The 14,606-nt window shown below is 75.5% G+C and carries 13 protein-coding genes; 7 read left to right on the top strand and 6 right to left on the bottom strand.

Annotation, left to right across the window (positions count from 1 at the left end):
- Positions 1 to 50 precede the first annotated feature (50 nt).
- Positions 51 to 302, top strand: a complete 252-nt coding sequence (locus tag KUM42_RS09465; protein ID WP_237496513.1) for a type B 50S ribosomal protein L31 — start codon at positions 51 to 53, stop codon at positions 300 to 302.
- A 70-nt stretch (positions 303 to 372) separates the two neighbouring features.
- On the opposite strand, the gene KUM42_RS09460 is transcribed toward KUM42_RS09465, so the two are convergent.
- Positions 373 to 2,610, bottom strand: a complete 2,238-nt coding sequence (locus KUM42_RS09460) for a bifunctional diguanylate cyclase/phosphodiesterase (protein ID WP_237496512.1) — start codon at positions 2,608 to 2,610, stop codon at positions 373 to 375.
- Positions 2,611 to 2,784: 174 nt separating this feature from the next.
- On the opposite strand from KUM42_RS09460, the gene KUM42_RS09455 reads away from it, so the two are divergent.
- The 3 genes from KUM42_RS09455 (at position 2,785) to KUM42_RS09445 (ending at position 6,224) form a co-directional block, all read left to right on the top strand.
- The gene (locus KUM42_RS09455) at positions 2,785 to 4,260 is read left to right on the top strand and encodes a cytosine permease (protein WP_237496511.1); all 1,476 of its coding nucleotides are present in this window, start codon (positions 2,785 to 2,787) and stop codon (positions 4,258 to 4,260) included.
- Positions 4,257 to 4,790, top strand: coding sequence for a cysteine hydrolase family protein (locus KUM42_RS09450; RefSeq protein ID WP_237496510.1), 534 nt, complete (start codon positions 4,257 to 4,259; stop codon positions 4,788 to 4,790). Before KUM42_RS09455 ends, KUM42_RS09450 begins: the two co-directional genes overlap by 4 nt.
- A 117-nt stretch (positions 4,791 to 4,907) precedes the next feature.
- Positions 4,908 to 6,224, top strand: a complete 1,317-nt coding sequence (locus tag KUM42_RS09445) for a multidrug effflux MFS transporter (RefSeq protein ID WP_237496509.1) — start codon at positions 4,908 to 4,910, stop codon at positions 6,222 to 6,224.
- A 17-nt stretch (positions 6,225 to 6,241) separates the two neighbouring features.
- Here the strand turns inward: KUM42_RS09445 and KUM42_RS09440 are convergent, their stop codons facing one another.
- Entirely contained in the window at positions 6,242 to 7,033 is a 792-nt protein-coding gene (locus tag KUM42_RS09440; RefSeq protein WP_237496508.1) for a fibronectin type III domain-containing protein, read from the bottom strand.
- A gap of 152 nt (positions 7,034 to 7,185) precedes the next feature.
- On the opposite strand from KUM42_RS09440, the gene KUM42_RS09435 reads away from it, so the two are divergent.
- Together KUM42_RS09435 and KUM42_RS09430 are read left to right on the top strand one after the other, a co-directional pair.
- Positions 7,186 to 8,403 (top strand): MFS transporter, encoded by a 1,218-nt coding sequence (locus KUM42_RS09435; RefSeq protein WP_237496507.1) that lies wholly within the window; start codon positions 7,186 to 7,188, stop codon positions 8,401 to 8,403.
- A 146-nt stretch (positions 8,404 to 8,549) separates the two neighbouring features.
- Positions 8,550 to 10,052 (top strand): SRPBCC family protein, encoded by a 1,503-nt coding sequence (locus tag KUM42_RS09430; RefSeq protein WP_237496506.1) that lies wholly within the window; start codon positions 8,550 to 8,552, stop codon positions 10,050 to 10,052.
- 40 nt (positions 10,053 to 10,092) lie between these two features.
- On the opposite strand, the gene KUM42_RS09425 is transcribed toward KUM42_RS09430, so the two are convergent.
- From KUM42_RS09425 to KUM42_RS09415, 3 genes are read right to left on the bottom strand one after another with little or no spacing between them, the layout of a single operon-like run.
- Positions 10,093 to 10,701: an alpha/beta family hydrolase gene (locus tag KUM42_RS09425; RefSeq protein WP_237496505.1), complete on the bottom strand. Its 609-nt coding sequence runs from the start codon at positions 10,699 to 10,701 to the stop codon at positions 10,093 to 10,095.
- On the bottom strand, positions 10,698 to 11,372 hold the full coding sequence (locus tag KUM42_RS09420; protein WP_237496504.1) for an HAD-IA family hydrolase: 675 nt from the start codon (positions 11,370 to 11,372) through the stop codon (positions 10,698 to 10,700). Before KUM42_RS09420 ends, KUM42_RS09425 begins: the two co-directional genes overlap by 4 nt.
- Positions 11,369 to 12,052 (bottom strand): DedA family protein, encoded by a 684-nt coding sequence (locus KUM42_RS09415; RefSeq protein ID WP_237496503.1) that lies wholly within the window; start codon positions 12,050 to 12,052, stop codon positions 11,369 to 11,371. The genes KUM42_RS09420 and KUM42_RS09415 overlap by 4 nt, the downstream gene beginning before the upstream one ends.
- A 71-nt stretch (positions 12,053 to 12,123) precedes the next feature.
- Between KUM42_RS09415 and KUM42_RS09410 the strand changes: the two genes are divergently transcribed.
- Positions 12,124 to 13,416, top strand: a complete 1,293-nt coding sequence (locus tag KUM42_RS09410) for an amidohydrolase family protein (RefSeq protein ID WP_237496502.1) — start codon at positions 12,124 to 12,126, stop codon at positions 13,414 to 13,416.
- Between the two features lie 51 nt (positions 13,417 to 13,467).
- On the opposite strand, the gene KUM42_RS09405 is transcribed toward KUM42_RS09410, so the two are convergent.
- Positions 13,468 to 14,517 (bottom strand): aldo/keto reductase, encoded by a 1,050-nt coding sequence (locus tag KUM42_RS09405; RefSeq protein ID WP_237496501.1) that lies wholly within the window; start codon positions 14,515 to 14,517, stop codon positions 13,468 to 13,470.
- Positions 14,518 to 14,606 lie beyond the last annotated feature (89 nt).

The following is a 14,606-nucleotide window of genomic DNA, read 5'->3' as shown; positions in this document are numbered from 1 at the left end:
GCCCGCCCCACCGGGGGTGGACGTCCCGCGCAGACCCCAGGAGACCCACCATGCGAAACGGCATCCACCCCGAGTACCGCACCGTCGTGTTCCAGGACACGTCGACGGGGGAGACCTTCCGGACCCGTTCGACGGTCCAGACCAGCCGCACGATCGAGCTGGACGGCGAGACGCTGCCCGTGGTCCCGGTCGAGATCAGCTCGTCCTCCCACCCGTTCTGGACCGGCAACCAGCGTGTGCTCGACACCGCGGGCCGGGTCGAGAAGTTCAACCAGCGGTACGGCGCGCGCCAGCGCGGCTGACCCACCCCGATCGCGCCGACGGCGCCGGACCCACCCGGGTCCGGCGCCGTCGCCGTGTCAGGAGCTCGTGTCAGGCGGGCTGCAGGAGCGGCGCCGCCGGGGTGAGCGCGGCCGCCGGGACCGGCCGGGAGTGCAGGTAGCCCTGGCTCTCGTCGCAGCCCAGCGCCTCCAGGCGCTGGAGCGTGGCCAGCTGCTCGACGCCCTCGGCCACGACGCGCAGGCCCAGCCGGTGCGCCATGTCGATGGTGCCGCTGACGATGGCGTCGGTCCTCGAGTCGGTGAGCAGGTCCTGGGTGAAGGAGCGGTCCAGCTTCAGCTCGGTCACCGGGAGCTGGCGGAGGTAGCTCAGCGAGGCGTAGCCGGTGCCGAAGTCGTCGATGCTGACCGCGATGCCCAGCGCGGCGATCGCGTCGAGCACCGCGAGGCTGGACTCCGGGTCGCTCATCAGCACGGTCTCGGTCACCTCCAGCACCAGGGACGACGCGGGCAGACCCTGGGCGGCCAGCAGCTCGGCGACCCGGCCCGGGAGCGCCCGGTCGAGCAGGTTGCTCACCGACAGGTTCACCGACACCCGCAGGTCGCGGCCCTCCTGGCGCCAGGCGGCGGCCTGGGTGACGGCCTGCACCAGCACCGTCTCGGTGAGGGCCCCCATCAGGCCGTGCAGCTCCGCGGCCGGCAGGAAGTCCGCCGGCGGCAGCAGCCCGCGGGTCGGGTGCTGCCACCGGACCAGCGCCTCGACGCCGACGACGTCGCCGGTGCGCACGGCCACCTGTGGCTGGTAGTGCAGGACCAGCTCACCGCGGGCCATGCCGGCGCGCAGCTCCTCGACGAGGGCCAGCCGGCCGCTGGTGTCCACGTGCCGGCCCGCGTCCCAGGCCACGGCCGAGGCGCCGGTGCGCTTGGCGTCGTAGAGCGCCGAGTCGGCGCGGCGGAGCAGCAGGGTCGCGCAGCCGTCGGGCAGGTGCCCGCCGGGCTCGTGCACGGTGAGCCCGATGCTGAGGTCGGCGTGCAGCTCGAGGCCGGCCACCTGGAACGGGACGGCGAAGCGCTCGACCAGTCCGGTGCCCAGCCGGCCGGAGGCCTCGCCGGTGGCGGTGGCCGTCAGCGGGGCGATGACGGCGAACTCGTCTCCACCCAGCCGCCCGACCAGCGTCCCGGCCGGCACGGTCTGCTCCAGGCGGCGGGCGATCATGCGCAGCAGGTCGTCGCCGGCTGCGTGCCCGAGCCCGTCGTTGACCTCCTTGAACTTGTCCAGGTCGACCAGGCCGAGCGCGAACGGGGTGCCGGTGGCGCAGAGGTGCTCGATGCGCCGCAGCACCGCCCGGCGGTTGGGCAGCGAGGTCAGCTCGTCGGTCAGCGCCTCGCGCCGGCTGACCGCCAGCTCCGACAGGTCCCGGACGTTGACCAGCAGCCGCAGGCTGGAGGCGATCGCGGACAGCCCGGCGCAGACGACGGCCGGCCAGGACGGCGTGGTCGCCGCGGCGACGGCGAGGGTGAGCGTGGCGACGGCGATGATCGACACGGCGCCGACCGTGGAGTCCGCGGGGTCGGCCGGTTGCGGGGTCGAGCGCGGGGGCTGCCGGACCGCGGCGAGGGCGAGCGGGACCAGGCCCACCGCCACGGCGGCGGCGGCGGCCAGCGGGGCGCCGTCCGCGGTGGCCAGGCCGAGGGCGACCCCGCCGGAGACGGCGGTCAGCGCCCCGGCGACCAGCCACATGCGCACGTCGCTGCGGAGCGCGGCGATGATCGTCATGACCCAGACGGTCCCCAGGCACACCACGGCGGAGGCGGCGGCCAGGAGCAGCGGCTGCAGGCGCCAGTCCGGCAGCGCGGCCAGCGGTCCGCCGAGGTCGTCGACCAGCACGTTGCCGATCGCCACCGCGACCAGGACGCCCGCGGAGCCGTTGAGGACGTCATTGGGGTCGGCCGCGCTGGTGGAGTACCGGTTCCACTTCAGCAGCCCGCTGTAGACCGGCGGGAAGACCAGCGCGGTGGCCACGGCCAGGGGCAGCCCGCCGACCTGCTCGAGGCCGGGTACGAGCGAGGCGGCGACGGTGCTCAGCACGCCGACACCGAGGAGGCCGCCGGAGAGCAGCAGCCGGGCCCACATCTCCCGTTCGGGCTGGTCCTCGGTGGTCCGCCAGCCGAGCAGCAGGCCGAGTGCCGCCAGCAGCAGCACCGCGGACCCCAGCCCCACGGGGGCCAGCCGGCCGGTCGCGGAGGTCGCGGCGACGGCGAGCGCCGGGACGACCACCAGCGCGACGAGGGGCGCGCGGGGGAGCCAGCGGGGAGGTGCGGACGAGCTCATGGCCCGACTCTGCGCTCCTGCCCCGGAAGTTGGTACGCAATGTAGTTGCGTCCTCACCCTTTGAGAGGGGGCCGGGTCCAGCGCGGTCTCCCCGGCCGCGGCGGAGGACATGTCCGACCGCGTCGGTACGGTGCCGCCAGGACCCGGCTCGGCCGGTCAGGACGGAGCAGACAGATGGCGCACCAGGTGACCGGCTCGCAGCCGCCGTACGAGGCGCCCCCGCCGCGGCTGGCGGTGGAGACCAACGGCATCAACGTCATCGCCGAGGCCGAGCGCAAGGGCACGCCGCGGCAGCTGTTCTGGCCGTGGTTCGGCGCCAACGTCAGCGTGCTGGGCCTGTCCTACGGCGCCTTCACCCTGGGGTTCGGCATCGGCTTCTGGCAGGCGGTGGTCGCCGGGGTCGTCGGCATCGTCGTCAGCTTCGCGCTCTGCGGCCTGGTCGCGATCGCCGGCAAGCGGGGCTCGGCGCCCACGCTGGTGCTCAGTCGCGCCGCCTTCGGCGTCACCGGCGGCCGCGTCCCCGCCGTCCTGTCCTGGGTGCTGACGGTCGGCTGGGAGACCGTGCTGACCTCGCTCGCGACGCTGGCCACGGCCACCGTGCTCACCGAGCTCGGCTGGGGCGGCGGGACGGCGACGAAGGTGGTCGCCCTGCTCGTGGTCGCCGCGCTGGTGGTGGCCGGCGGCGTGCTCGGGTTCGACCTGATCATGCGCATGCAGGCGGTGATCACCGTGGTCACCGGGGTGCTCACCGTCGTCTACCTGGTGCTGGTCCTCGACGACGTCGACTGGTCCGCGGTCACCGCCCTGCCCAGCGGGTCGGCGGAGCTGTTCATCGGCGCGCTGGTGCTGGTGATGACCGGGTACGGCTTCGGCTGGGTCAACGCCGCCGCCGACTACTCGCGCTACCTGCCGCGCACGGCGTCCACCCGCGGCGTCGTCGGCTGGACGACGTTCGGGTCGGCGCTGGCGCCGGTGTTGCTGCTGGTGTTCGGCCTGCTGCTCGCCGGGTCGTCGGGTGACCTGTCCACCGCGATCAGCGCCGACCCGATCGGTGCGCTGGCCACCCTGCTGCCCACCTGGTTCCTGGTGCCCTTCGCCGTGGTGGCCGTGCTCGGCCTGGTCGGCGGCGCGGTGCTGGACATCTACTCCTCCGGCCTGGCGCTGCTGGCCGCCGGCGCCCGGGTGCCCCGCCCGGTCGCCGCCTCCATCGACGGCGTGCTGATGGTGCTGGGCGCCATCTGGGTGGTCTTCCTCGCCGAGGGCACCTTCTTCACCCAGTTCCAGGGCTTCCTGATCACCCTCGGCGTCCCGGTCGCGGCCTGGTGCGGGATCTTCCTGGCCGACCTGCTGCTGCGCCGCCGCGACTACGCCGAGGCCGACCTCTACGACCCGCGCGGCCGCTACGGCGCCGCCCAGCCGGTGCCGCTGCTGCTCCTGGCGCTCGGGACGGTGCTGGGCTGGGGTCTGGTGACCAACTCCTACGCCGGCTGGCTGGACTGGCAGGGCTACCTGCTGGGCCCGGTCGGGCTGGGCGGCCGGGACGGCGCGTGGGCCTACGCCAACCTCGGTGTCCTGGTCGCCCTGGTCGTCGGGTTCCTCGGCACGCTGCTGCTGCGCCGCGGGGCGGTCCGCCGCCAGGAGGCGGCGTGACCGCGCTGCTCGCGGTGATCGACGTCCAGCACGTCTTCGCCGACCCCGGGTCGCCGTGGGGCGCGCCCGGGTTCGCGGCGGTCCACCCCGCCATCCGCCGGCTCACCGCGGCGTTCGCGGGCCGGGTCGTGCACACCCGCTTCGTCGCGCCGGCCGAGCCGACGGGTGCGTGGGTGCCCTACTACGCCCAGTTCCCCTTCGCCCTCCAGCCGCCGGACGCCCCGCTGTACGCGCTCCTCGACGACCCGGACGGCGCACCGGTGCTCGACGCGACGACCTTCGGCAAGTGGGGCCCGGAGCTGGCCGAGCTCACCGGCGACGGCCCGCTGCTGCTCGCCGGGGTCTCCACCGACTGCTGCGTGCTGTCCACGGCGCTGCCCGCCGCGGACGCCGGCGTGCCGGTGCAGGTGGTCACCGACGCCTGCGCCGGGGCGACCGACGCCGACCACGGGCGTGCCCTGGCCGCGATGGCCCTCTACGCCCCGTTGATCACGCTGACCACCACCGACGAGGTGCTCGCCGCACGGTGAGCCCGGGCGGCGCGCCGGGCCCGGGAATGTCGTTGCTCTGTGCACGCTTGGAGCCCCCTGTACTGCGAGCGTGACCAACGTCGGTCCAGCGTGAGCACCGCGCCGATGGAGGGACCCATGACCGCCACATCCGACGACACCCGGACGACCGCCCCGTCGGTCGGCCGGCCCGTCACCCAGGCCCAGCTGGACGCGCTGCCGTCGCCGGTGGCCGAGAAGCCGAGGACCGCCCGCACCGCGCTGACGCTGGGCGCGTTCGTCGCGCTCGGCCCGCTGACCATCGACATGTACCTGCCGGCGCTGCCGACGATCACCGACGAGCTGCAGACCACCTCCTCGGCGGTCCAGCTCACGCTCACCGGCACCCTGGTCGGGCTCGCGCTCGGCCAGCTCGTGCTCGGCCCGCTGTCGGACCGCTACGGCCGCCGCACCCCGCTGCTGATCGGCACGTCGCTGCACGTCCTGGCCTCGCTGCTGGTGCTCGTCGCCCCGAACGTCGCCGTCCTCGGCCTGCTGCGCGTGCTGCAGGGCGCGGGTGCGGCGGCCGGTGCGGTCATCGCGATCGCCGTCGTCCGGGACCTGTTCGACGGCCGGGCCGCGGCCACGATGCTGTCCCGGCTGTTCCTGGTGCTCGGCGTCGCGCCGGTGCTCGCGCCCACCATCGGCGGGGAGATCCTGCGCTTCACCTCCTGGCGCGGGGTCTTCGCGCTCCTGGCCGTCTACGGCGTGCTGCTGGTCGCCATGGGCTTCTTCGCCGTCCGCGAGACGCTGCCGCCCGAGCGCCGCAGCAGCAACGGGGTCGCCGGCACGCTGCGCAGCTACGGCTCGCTGTTCCACGACCGGGCCTACGTCGGCCTTGTGCTCGTCGCCGGCCTGACCATGGCCGGGCTGTTCGCCTACGTGTCGGGCTCCTCGTTCGTCTACCAGGACGAGTTCGGCCTCGACGAGCAGCAGTTCGGCCTGCTCTTCGGCGCCGGTGCGGTGTTCCTCATCGCCGCCACCCAGCTCAACCCGGTCCTGCTGCGCTGGTTCGCCACCGCGAGGATCCTGGTCGCCGGCACGATCGCCGGTGCCCTCGCGGGCGCGACGCTGCTCGTGCTGGCCCTCACCGACACCGGTGGCCTGTTCGGTGTCGCCGCCCCGCTGTGGGCGGTGCTGTTCGCCGTCGGCCTGGCCCTGCCCAACGCCCCGGCGCTCGCGCTGTCCCGGCACGGCGAGAAGGCCGGTACCGCGGCCGCACTGCTGGGCGCCGTGCAGTTCGGCGTCGGCGCGGCGGTCTCCCCGCTGGTCGGCCTGCTGGGCAACGACGCGGTGGCCATGGGCACGGTGATCGTCGGGTCGCTCGTGCTCGCCATCGTCGTCCTGGTGGTCGTCGTCCGGCCGTGGCAGCTGGCCGACCCGGACCGCGACAGCGCTGCGGTCGTCGCGCACTGACCTGCCCGCCCCGGTCGTCAGCCGATGACGACCGGGGCGGAGATCCCGACCTCCACCATCCGGGCCACCCCGGTGGTGCGGGAGCGGACCTCCTCCTCCATCCAGATGACGTAGGCGTCACCCGGCACCAGGCCGGTGATCGTCGCGCTCAGCTCCGAGCAGGTCGCGGGCCTGGCCACCGTCACCGGGACCGGGCCCGCCTGCTCGCCCCCGACCAGCTCCTGGCTGACCGCCGAGACGCGGTAGGACAGCACCTCCTCGCGGGAGTCCGCCAGCCACGTCACCGTCGCCGACCCCGGCCCGGCCACCGCGTTCGGCACGATCCGCCGCGGCGTCGTCGAGCTGCCGCAGGGGTCCGGCCGTGGCGTGTACCGCGGCACGACGCCGTACGAGGTGTCGACCGGCACCGTGATGCCGACCGGCCGGGGCGGCTGCGGGACGGCGAACCCGCCGCTGCGCGCGCCCTGGGCGGCCACCGCACTGATCTCCTCGCCGCCCATCCCGGCCTGGCCGGTGCCGGACATGCCGACCGCCCTGTCCGGCAGCGTGGTGTCCAGCAGCTGCTGCCGGGCGATGCCGTTGGTCACCTCGGTGCCCGAGGCGGTCAGCTCGACCACCACCGGGGCCACCTGGACGCCGGCGATCACCGCCACCGCGCCCACCAGCAGCGCCGGGGCCAGCCAGCCCAGCCGGTTGCGCGGTCGCCGCTGCGGACGGCGAGCTGCCGGACGCGTGGTCCGGCCCGCCGCCGGGCGGGTGCCCTTCCCCGGTGCCGGACGCCGCTGAGCCGGACGCTGCTGTGCCGCCATGAGCGATCTCCCATCCCTGGTCCTCCGAGGATGATCGGCACGTCGGGGCCGGAGCTGTTGCCGAACCCGGCACCGGCTGCCTGTGAGCAGGACCGCGCGACGGACCACCGGTGCGCGGAATGCCGCCGCCGGGCCACGTCTTGGCCCCTGCTGTGAGTGCAGCCCCTCCCGTCGAGACGACGCAGGCCCCGACCCACCCCGCGACCCGCACGGCGGTGCTGGCGATCGTGGCGCTGGCGCTCGGCGGCTTCGCGATCGGCACCACGGAGTTCGTCACCATGGGGCTGCTGCCCGACATCGCCTCCGGGGTGCAGGCGAGCATCCCCTCGGGCGGGCACCTCATCTCCGCCTACGCACTCGGCGTGGTGGTCGGCGCCCCCACCATCGCCGCGCTCGGCGCCCGGCTCCCGCGCCGCTCGCTGGCCATCGGCCTGCTCGTGGCCTTCATCGCCGGCAACACCCTCAGCGCCGTGGCCCCCGGTTTCACCAGCCTGCTGCTGGCCCGGTTCGTCGCCGGGCTGCCGCACGGCGCCTACTTCGGCGTCGCCTCGCTGATCGCGGCCTCCCTCGTGCCGGCCCACCAGCGCGGCCGGGCGGTCAGCTCGGTGATGCTGGGCCTGGCGTCGGCGAACGTGGCCGGCGTGCCCGCCGCGACCTGGCTGGGTCAGCACCTGGGCTGGCGCTCGGCGTACTGGGCCGTCGTCGTGGTGGGCGCGCTGTCGGTGGTCGCCGTGCTGGCCGTCGTGCCGTCGGTCCCGGGGCGGGCGGAGGCGACGCTGCGCTCCGAGCTGGGTGCGCTCCGCCGTCCGCAGGTGGTCCTGACGCTGCTCGTGGCCACGGTGGGGTTCGGCGGCATGTTCGCCATGTACAGCTACATCGCCCCGACTGTCACCGACGAGGCGCACACCTCGGCCGGCTTCGTGCCCGTGGTGCTGCTGGCCTTCGGCCTCGGCGGCGTGCTCGGGACGGCGCTGGGCGGACGGCTCGCCGACCGTGCCCTGTTCCGCTCGTTGGTGGGCGCCACGATCGCCGTCGGCGTGCTGCTCGGGGTGATGGTGCTGGCCGCCGGCCAGATCGTGGCGCTGACCGCCACGGTGTTCGCCGTCGCCGCGGCCGCCTCGACGATGGTGGTGCTGCTCCAGCTCCGGCTGATGGAGGTCGCCGGCGACGCCCAGATGCTGGGCGCTGCGCTCAACCACTCCGCGCTCAACGCCGCCAACGCCCTCGGCGCGTGGCTGGGCGGGCTGGTCATCGCCGCCGGGCTGGGCTACCGGGCGCCCAGTGCGGTCGGCGTGGGGCTGGCCGCCGTCGGGCTGGTCTTCCTGGCCGCCTCCGCGCGGGTCCGGCACCGGGCGCTGGCCGGTCGCTGAGCCGTCGTCCCGGACCGGTCCGTCACAACGATGGGGAGGCCGCTGCGGCGCGCCGTCGGGCCCGCGCCTGCGCCGCCGTCCCGGACATGGTCGGATGTAGGGGGTCAGGCCGTACCGCCCCGTCGCCCGCCCTCGGAGGTCCTGCAGTGCAGCTCGAGAACTCGTTCACCCTGCCGGTGCCGATCGACGAGGCCTGGCGGGCGCTGAGCGACGCCGAGCGCAGCCTGCCGTGTCTGCCCGGGGCCGACGTCGACTCCGTCGACGGCCCGGAGGCCGCCGGCCGGATCAAGGTCAAGCTCGGGCCGATCAACCTGACCTACCAGGGCAGGGTCAGCGTCAGCGCGAGCGACCCGGTCGCGCACCGCGTCGTGCTCGACGCCCGCGGCAAGGACCAGCGCGGCAACGGCACCGCGTCGGCGGCGGTGACCGTGACGCTCACCGCCGAGGGCACCGGCACCCGCGCCGAGGTGTCCAGCGACCTGACCATCACCGGGCGCCCGGCCCAGTTCGGCCGCGGCGTGATGACCGACGTGGCGGGCAAGATGCTCAACCAGTTCGCCGACCGGCTCGCCGCCCAGCTGGCCGCCGGTGACGGCGGGACCGTCGAGCTGCCGGCCGCCGGTGCGCCGGAGCCCACGATCACGGAGCGGGCCACCGCGGCGGTGGCCAAGGCGGCGGCGACGACCGCAGGAGTGGTGGAGGAGGCAGCGATGTCGATCGAGGGAACCTCAGGCGACACCCCGGCCGGCGAGGCGGCCAGGAAGGCCGGCGCGGCCGCGAAGAAGGTCGCCGGTGCGGCGGCCGACCGGGCCGCGGACGCCGAGCAGAGCGCGACGCCGGTGAAGAAGGCCACCCCGGCCAAGGCAGCGCCAGCGAAGGCCGCGCCCGCCAAGGCCGCCGCCAAGAAGGCCGCGCCGGCCAAGGCCGGTTCCACCCTGCCCGACCCGCTGGCCCCGCCGCGCAAGAGCGCAGCCACCCCGCCGCCCGCCGGCACCCCGACGAGCACGGGCACCCAGCCGGTGGTCCCGTCGGTGGGCGGTCCGGCCACCACGCCGATCATGGCCAGCGTCCCGCCGGCCGACTCCACGGCGGCCGCGGCCGCGACGCCCCCCGCGCCCGACTCCGGGACGACCCAGGCGATCAGCCTGCCGGCCGACGACGCCACCCCCGCCGGCGGCGCCCCCGCCGCGGGCGGCACCTCCCCGGCTGCGAGCGGCACCTCCCCGGCCGCGAGCAGCACCACACCCGCGGCGAGCGGCAACGCCCCGGCGGCCAGCAGCGGCGCTCCCGCGGCGAGCAGCAGTGCCCCCGCGGCGAGCAGCACCGCGCCCGCGGCGAGCAGCACCGCGCCCGCCGCCGACGCGACCCTCCCGGCCGCGGCGCCGGTGAGCGCCCCGGTCACCCCGCGCAAGGCGCCGAGCAAGCCGCCGACCGGCACCACCGCGCCGCCGAACCGGCCCGCCGGTGGCGGCCCGGGCAAGGGCACGCCGGACTCCCCGCGCCGCCCGCTGGCCGAGGCCGACCCCAAGCCGATCGACCGGCTGCAGGTCAGCGACGGCTCCGCGCTGTCGAAGTACGCCGCCCCGGCCGCCGGCGCGACCGTGCTGGCGCTGCTGCTCGCCCTCGTCCTCCGCCGCCGCCGGCGCTGATGGAGTCCCAGCGCTCGGAATTCGATGCGCTGGGACTCCACTAGAGCGAGAGCAGCCAGTCGGCCGCAGCGGTCGCGACCGCGGGGACGTCCTTCTTCAGCGAGTGGTCGCCCGGGACGGCGTGCACGCGGCCGTCCGCGGGCAGCACGGCGGCGACCTCGTCGGGCCCGCCGAACGCGTCGGTGCGCCCCTGCACCACCAGCAGCGGGACGCCGGCCAGCGCGAGCTCGGCGGCCCGGCTCTTCTCCGGCCGGCCCGGCGGGTGCAGCGGGAAGGCCAGCGCCAGCACCCCGGCCGCCCCCGCGGACGACGCCGTCCGGCAGGCCACCCGCGCTCCGGCGCTGCGGCCGCCGAGCACCAGCGGCCCGGTCAGCTGCCCGTCGGCGGCCAGGCCGGCGAGCACCGCGGTCCAGCCCTCGTCGAGCCGGGCCGGGGCAGGGGCGATCCGCTTCCCGGCCACCCGCCAGGGCTGGTCGACCCGCAGCACCCGCCAGCCGGCCGCACAGCCGGCGCCGGCGACCGCGACCAGGTCGGCGGCGTCGACCCCGCCGCCGGCACCGCCGCCGAGCACCAGCGTGCCGCGCACCGCGCCGTCCGGTTCGGAGGCGTACACGCGGGCCGGGCCCAGCGGGGTGGCGACCTCCCTCACCGGGGAGGGAGCGCGAGCAGTGCGTCGACGACCTCGACCAGCGTGCCGCCCTGCACGTCGGGGGCGCCGAGGACGTCGGCGAACACCCGCTCCGACCGCCCGGAGGTGAACCCGGTGGTGAGCCCCGCACGCCGGGCGCCGAGCACGTCCCAGGATTGGGCCGCGACCAGGGCCATCTGCTCCGGTGCCACGCCACAGACGCCCACCGCCCACAGGTAGGCCTCCCGCGCGGGCTTCCACGCCCGGATCGACTCCGAGGTGAGCATCCGCTCGACGAGGACCGCCACCCCGCCGCGGGTCAGCCCCGCCTCGGCCACGCCGGGCGCCCCGTGGCTGAGCGTCACGACCCGCACGCCGGCGCCCACCAGCCGGCGCAGCGCGGGCTCGACGTCGGGGTGCGGCGACAGCTCCATGAACGCGTCGGCGACGGCGGAGCAGGCGGTGCCCGGCAGCCCGGTCACCTGGGCGACCGAGGACTCGAAGGCGGCGCGGAAGGAGAACCAGGTGCCTGCGGTGCTGCCCGCCAGGCCGGTGAGCAGGGTGCGGGAGAAGACCGCGGGCAGCGCGTCGGCCGAGGAGCCCTGCTCGGTCAGCGCCGCCCCGACGGGAGCGAGGTCGAGCAGCGTCTCGTTGACGTCGAACGCGACGACCTCCGGGCGGGTGCGGGTCACGCGGCCTCGTCGTCCCGGGGGTCGGCGGGCAGGTGCCTGCCGGCCTGGGCGGGCCGCCGCATCCGGCCGCTGATCTTGCGGTACAGGAACCAGCCGACGGCCCCGACGACGACGGCGGCGACCACGTAGTCCAGGTAGTGCAGGTTCGCCTCGATGAAGTCGCCGGCCGCCACGCCGAGACCGATCAGCAGGCTGTTCCAGATCAGCGACCCGGCCGTGGTGAAGAGCAGGAACTGCGGCAGCGGCATGTGCACCACACCGGCGGGCACCGACACGAAGCTGCGCACGATGGGCACCATCCGGCCGAAGAACACCGCCGACCGGCCGTGCTTCTCGAACCAGGCGAAGGTGCGGTCGACGTCGGCGGTCTCGACCAGCGGCAGCCGGTCGAGGAACGCGTGCGAGCGCCGTGGCCCCAGCCCGCGACCGACCGCGTACAGGACCAGCGCCCCCACCACCGAGCCGAGGGTGGCGAACAGCACCACCGGGACGACGTCCAGCCGGCCGTCGTTGATCAGCACCCCGGCGGCGCCGAGCACGGCCTCGCTGGGGATCGGGGGGACGACCGTCTCGATCAGGATCGTCAGCCCGACGCCCACGGCGCCCAGCTTGTCGACGAGGTCGAGCAGGAAACCGGTGATCCCACCCTGGTCGGAACCGGTGGCAGCGAGGGCTGTCATGGGCGCCACGGTATCGGCGCCCACGGCGTCGTGCCCCGCCCGCGGCACCGGGCGACCGTAGGGTGCGCGCCATGGTGCAGCGATTCACCGCCCGCGCCGTCGTGGTCGGGGACCGCGCCGGCACCGTCGTCCCCGACGCCGTGCTGGACGTGGCCGACGGCATGATCAGCTGGGTCGGCCCCGCCCGAGATGCCCCACCGGCCCCGGACGCCGAGGTCACGGCGCTGCCCGGCGTCCTGGTGCCCGGCATGGTCAACACCCACGCGCACTCGCCGATGGTGCTGTTCCGCGGTCAGGGCGAGGGGCTGCCGCTGGACCGCTGGCTCGCCGAGGTGATGTGGCCGCGTGAGGCGAGGCTCACGCCCGAGGACGTCGAGGTCGCCATGACCGCGGCCTCGGCGGAGATGCTGCGGCACGGGGTCACCACCAGCGTGGAGATGTACTTCCACCCCGAGCGGATCGCCGCGGCGCTGCGCGCCACCGGCGGGCGCGGGGTGATCGCCAACCCGCTGATCGGGCTGCCCGGCTTCGGCAGCTTCGACGAGCAGCTGGAGACCGCCGTCCGGCTCTCGGCCGCCAACGACGCGCAGGTCGAGTACGGGATCGGTCCGCACGCGGCCTACACGGTGCCGCTGCCGGTGCTCGCCCAGGCGGCCGAGGCGGCCCGCGCGCGCGACCTGCTGCTCACCGTGCACGTCGCCGAGACCGCCACCGAGGGCGACGAGCTACTGGCCACCCACGGGCTCAGCGTCCCGCAGCTGCTGGCCAGCCACGACGTCCTGGGCGGGCGGGTGCTGGGCGCCCACTGCGTGCACATGGACGACGGCGACCTGGAGCTGTGGCGGGAGTACGACGTCGCCGTCGCCCACTGCCCAGGCAGCAACACCAAGCTGGCCAGCGGCACCGCCCGGCTGCGGGACATGCTCGACCTGGGCATCCGGGTCGGCATGGGCACCGACGGCCCGGCGTCCAACGACAACCTCGACCTGTTCGAGGACCTGCGGCTGGCCGCGCAGCTGGCCCGCCTCCGCGAGCGGGACGCCATGGCGCTCACCGCCCCCGAGGCGTTCTGGCTGGCCACGGGCGCGGCAGCCGACGCGATCGGCCGCCCGGACCTGGGGCAGCTGGCCGCGGGGCGGCGCGCGGACCTGGTGCACGTCGACACCGACGACATCGCGTTCGTGCCGGTCGGGGAGGTCACCGACCTGCTCACCCACCTGGTCTGGTCGGTGGGCAGCCGGCACGTGCGCGACACCTGGGTCGCCGGCCGGCAGGTCGTGGCCGGCGGTGTGTCGACCACGGTCGACGAGGCGGCGCTGCGGGCCGACGTGCAGACCCGCGCGATGCGCCTCGCCGGCCGCTGAGCGGAGTGGGTCCGTCGAGCTGACGCCGACGGTCCCACTCCGCCTGCGCGGTCAGCCGATGTGGCGCTGCAGCAGGCTGAGGTCGGCGGGGCCGAGGCGGTCGGCGGCGGTGGCCGCCTGGTGCCAGTAGGGGTAGAGCAGCGGCGGGTGGCTGACCTCCTCCAGCCGGGCGATCTCGGCGTCCTCGAGCACCAGGTCCGCGGCGGCGAGGTTCTGCCGCAGCTGGTCGGTGGTGCGGGCGCCGATCACCACGGAGGTGATGCCGGGCCGGGACAGCGTCCACGCCAGGGCGACCTGCGCGGCCGGCACGCCGCGGGCCTCGGCGACGGCCACCAGCACCTCGATCGTGTCGTACAGCCCCTCCTGGTCGTACACGGGCGGCTCGCCCCAGTCCGACAGCTGGCGGCCCTCGGCCGGCTGCTGCCCGCGGCGGTACTTGCCCGACAGCAGCCCGCCGGCCAGCGGGCTCCACACCAGCACGCCCAGCCCCTGGTCCAGGCCGGCCGGCACCAGCTCGTACTCGGCCTCCCGGCCCTGCAGCGAGTAGTAGACCTGCTGGCTGACCGGCCGCGGGGCGCCGATGCGCTCGGCCGTCCCGACGGCCTTCATCAGCTGCCAGCCGGCGAAGTTCGAGATGCCGACGTAGCGCACCTTGCCGGCGTCGACCAGCGTGCGGAGTGCGGCGAAGGTCTCCTCCAGCGGGGTCAGCCCGTCCCACTCGTGCAGCTGGTAGAGGTCGATGTGGTCGGTGCCGAGCCGGCGCAGCGAGGCCTCGCACCCGCGGACGACGTGGTGCCGGCTCAGCCCGCCGTCGTTGGGGCCCTCGCCCATCGGGAAGCGGACCTTGGAGGCGATCAGGACGTCGTCCCGGCGGCCGGCGAGGACCTGGCCGACGATCTCCTCGCTCAGCCCGGCGGAGTAGACGTCGGCGGTGTCGATCAGGTTGACGCCGGCCTCCAGGGCCAGGTCGACCTGCTCGCGGGCCTCGTCGACCTGGGTGCTGCCGACCTTGGCGAAGTCACCGGCCCCACCGAAGGTCATCGTGCCCAGGGTCAGCGTCGACACCCTCAGGCCCGAGCTGCCCAGCTGGCGGTACTGCATGTGCGTCTCCTCCGGTCGACGGTCTCCGGCCAGTCCACCACGGGGCCGCGCAACCCGCGGACCGGCAGCGGGAACGATTGCGTCCCAGC

The sequence above is a fragment of the Modestobacter sp. L9-4 genome (assembly GCF_019112525.1).
GTDB lineage: Bacteria > Actinomycetota > Actinomycetes > Mycobacteriales > Geodermatophilaceae > Modestobacter.
Note: the sequence above shows the minus strand (reverse complement) of the source record. Positions and strands in the feature narration are given on the sequence as shown.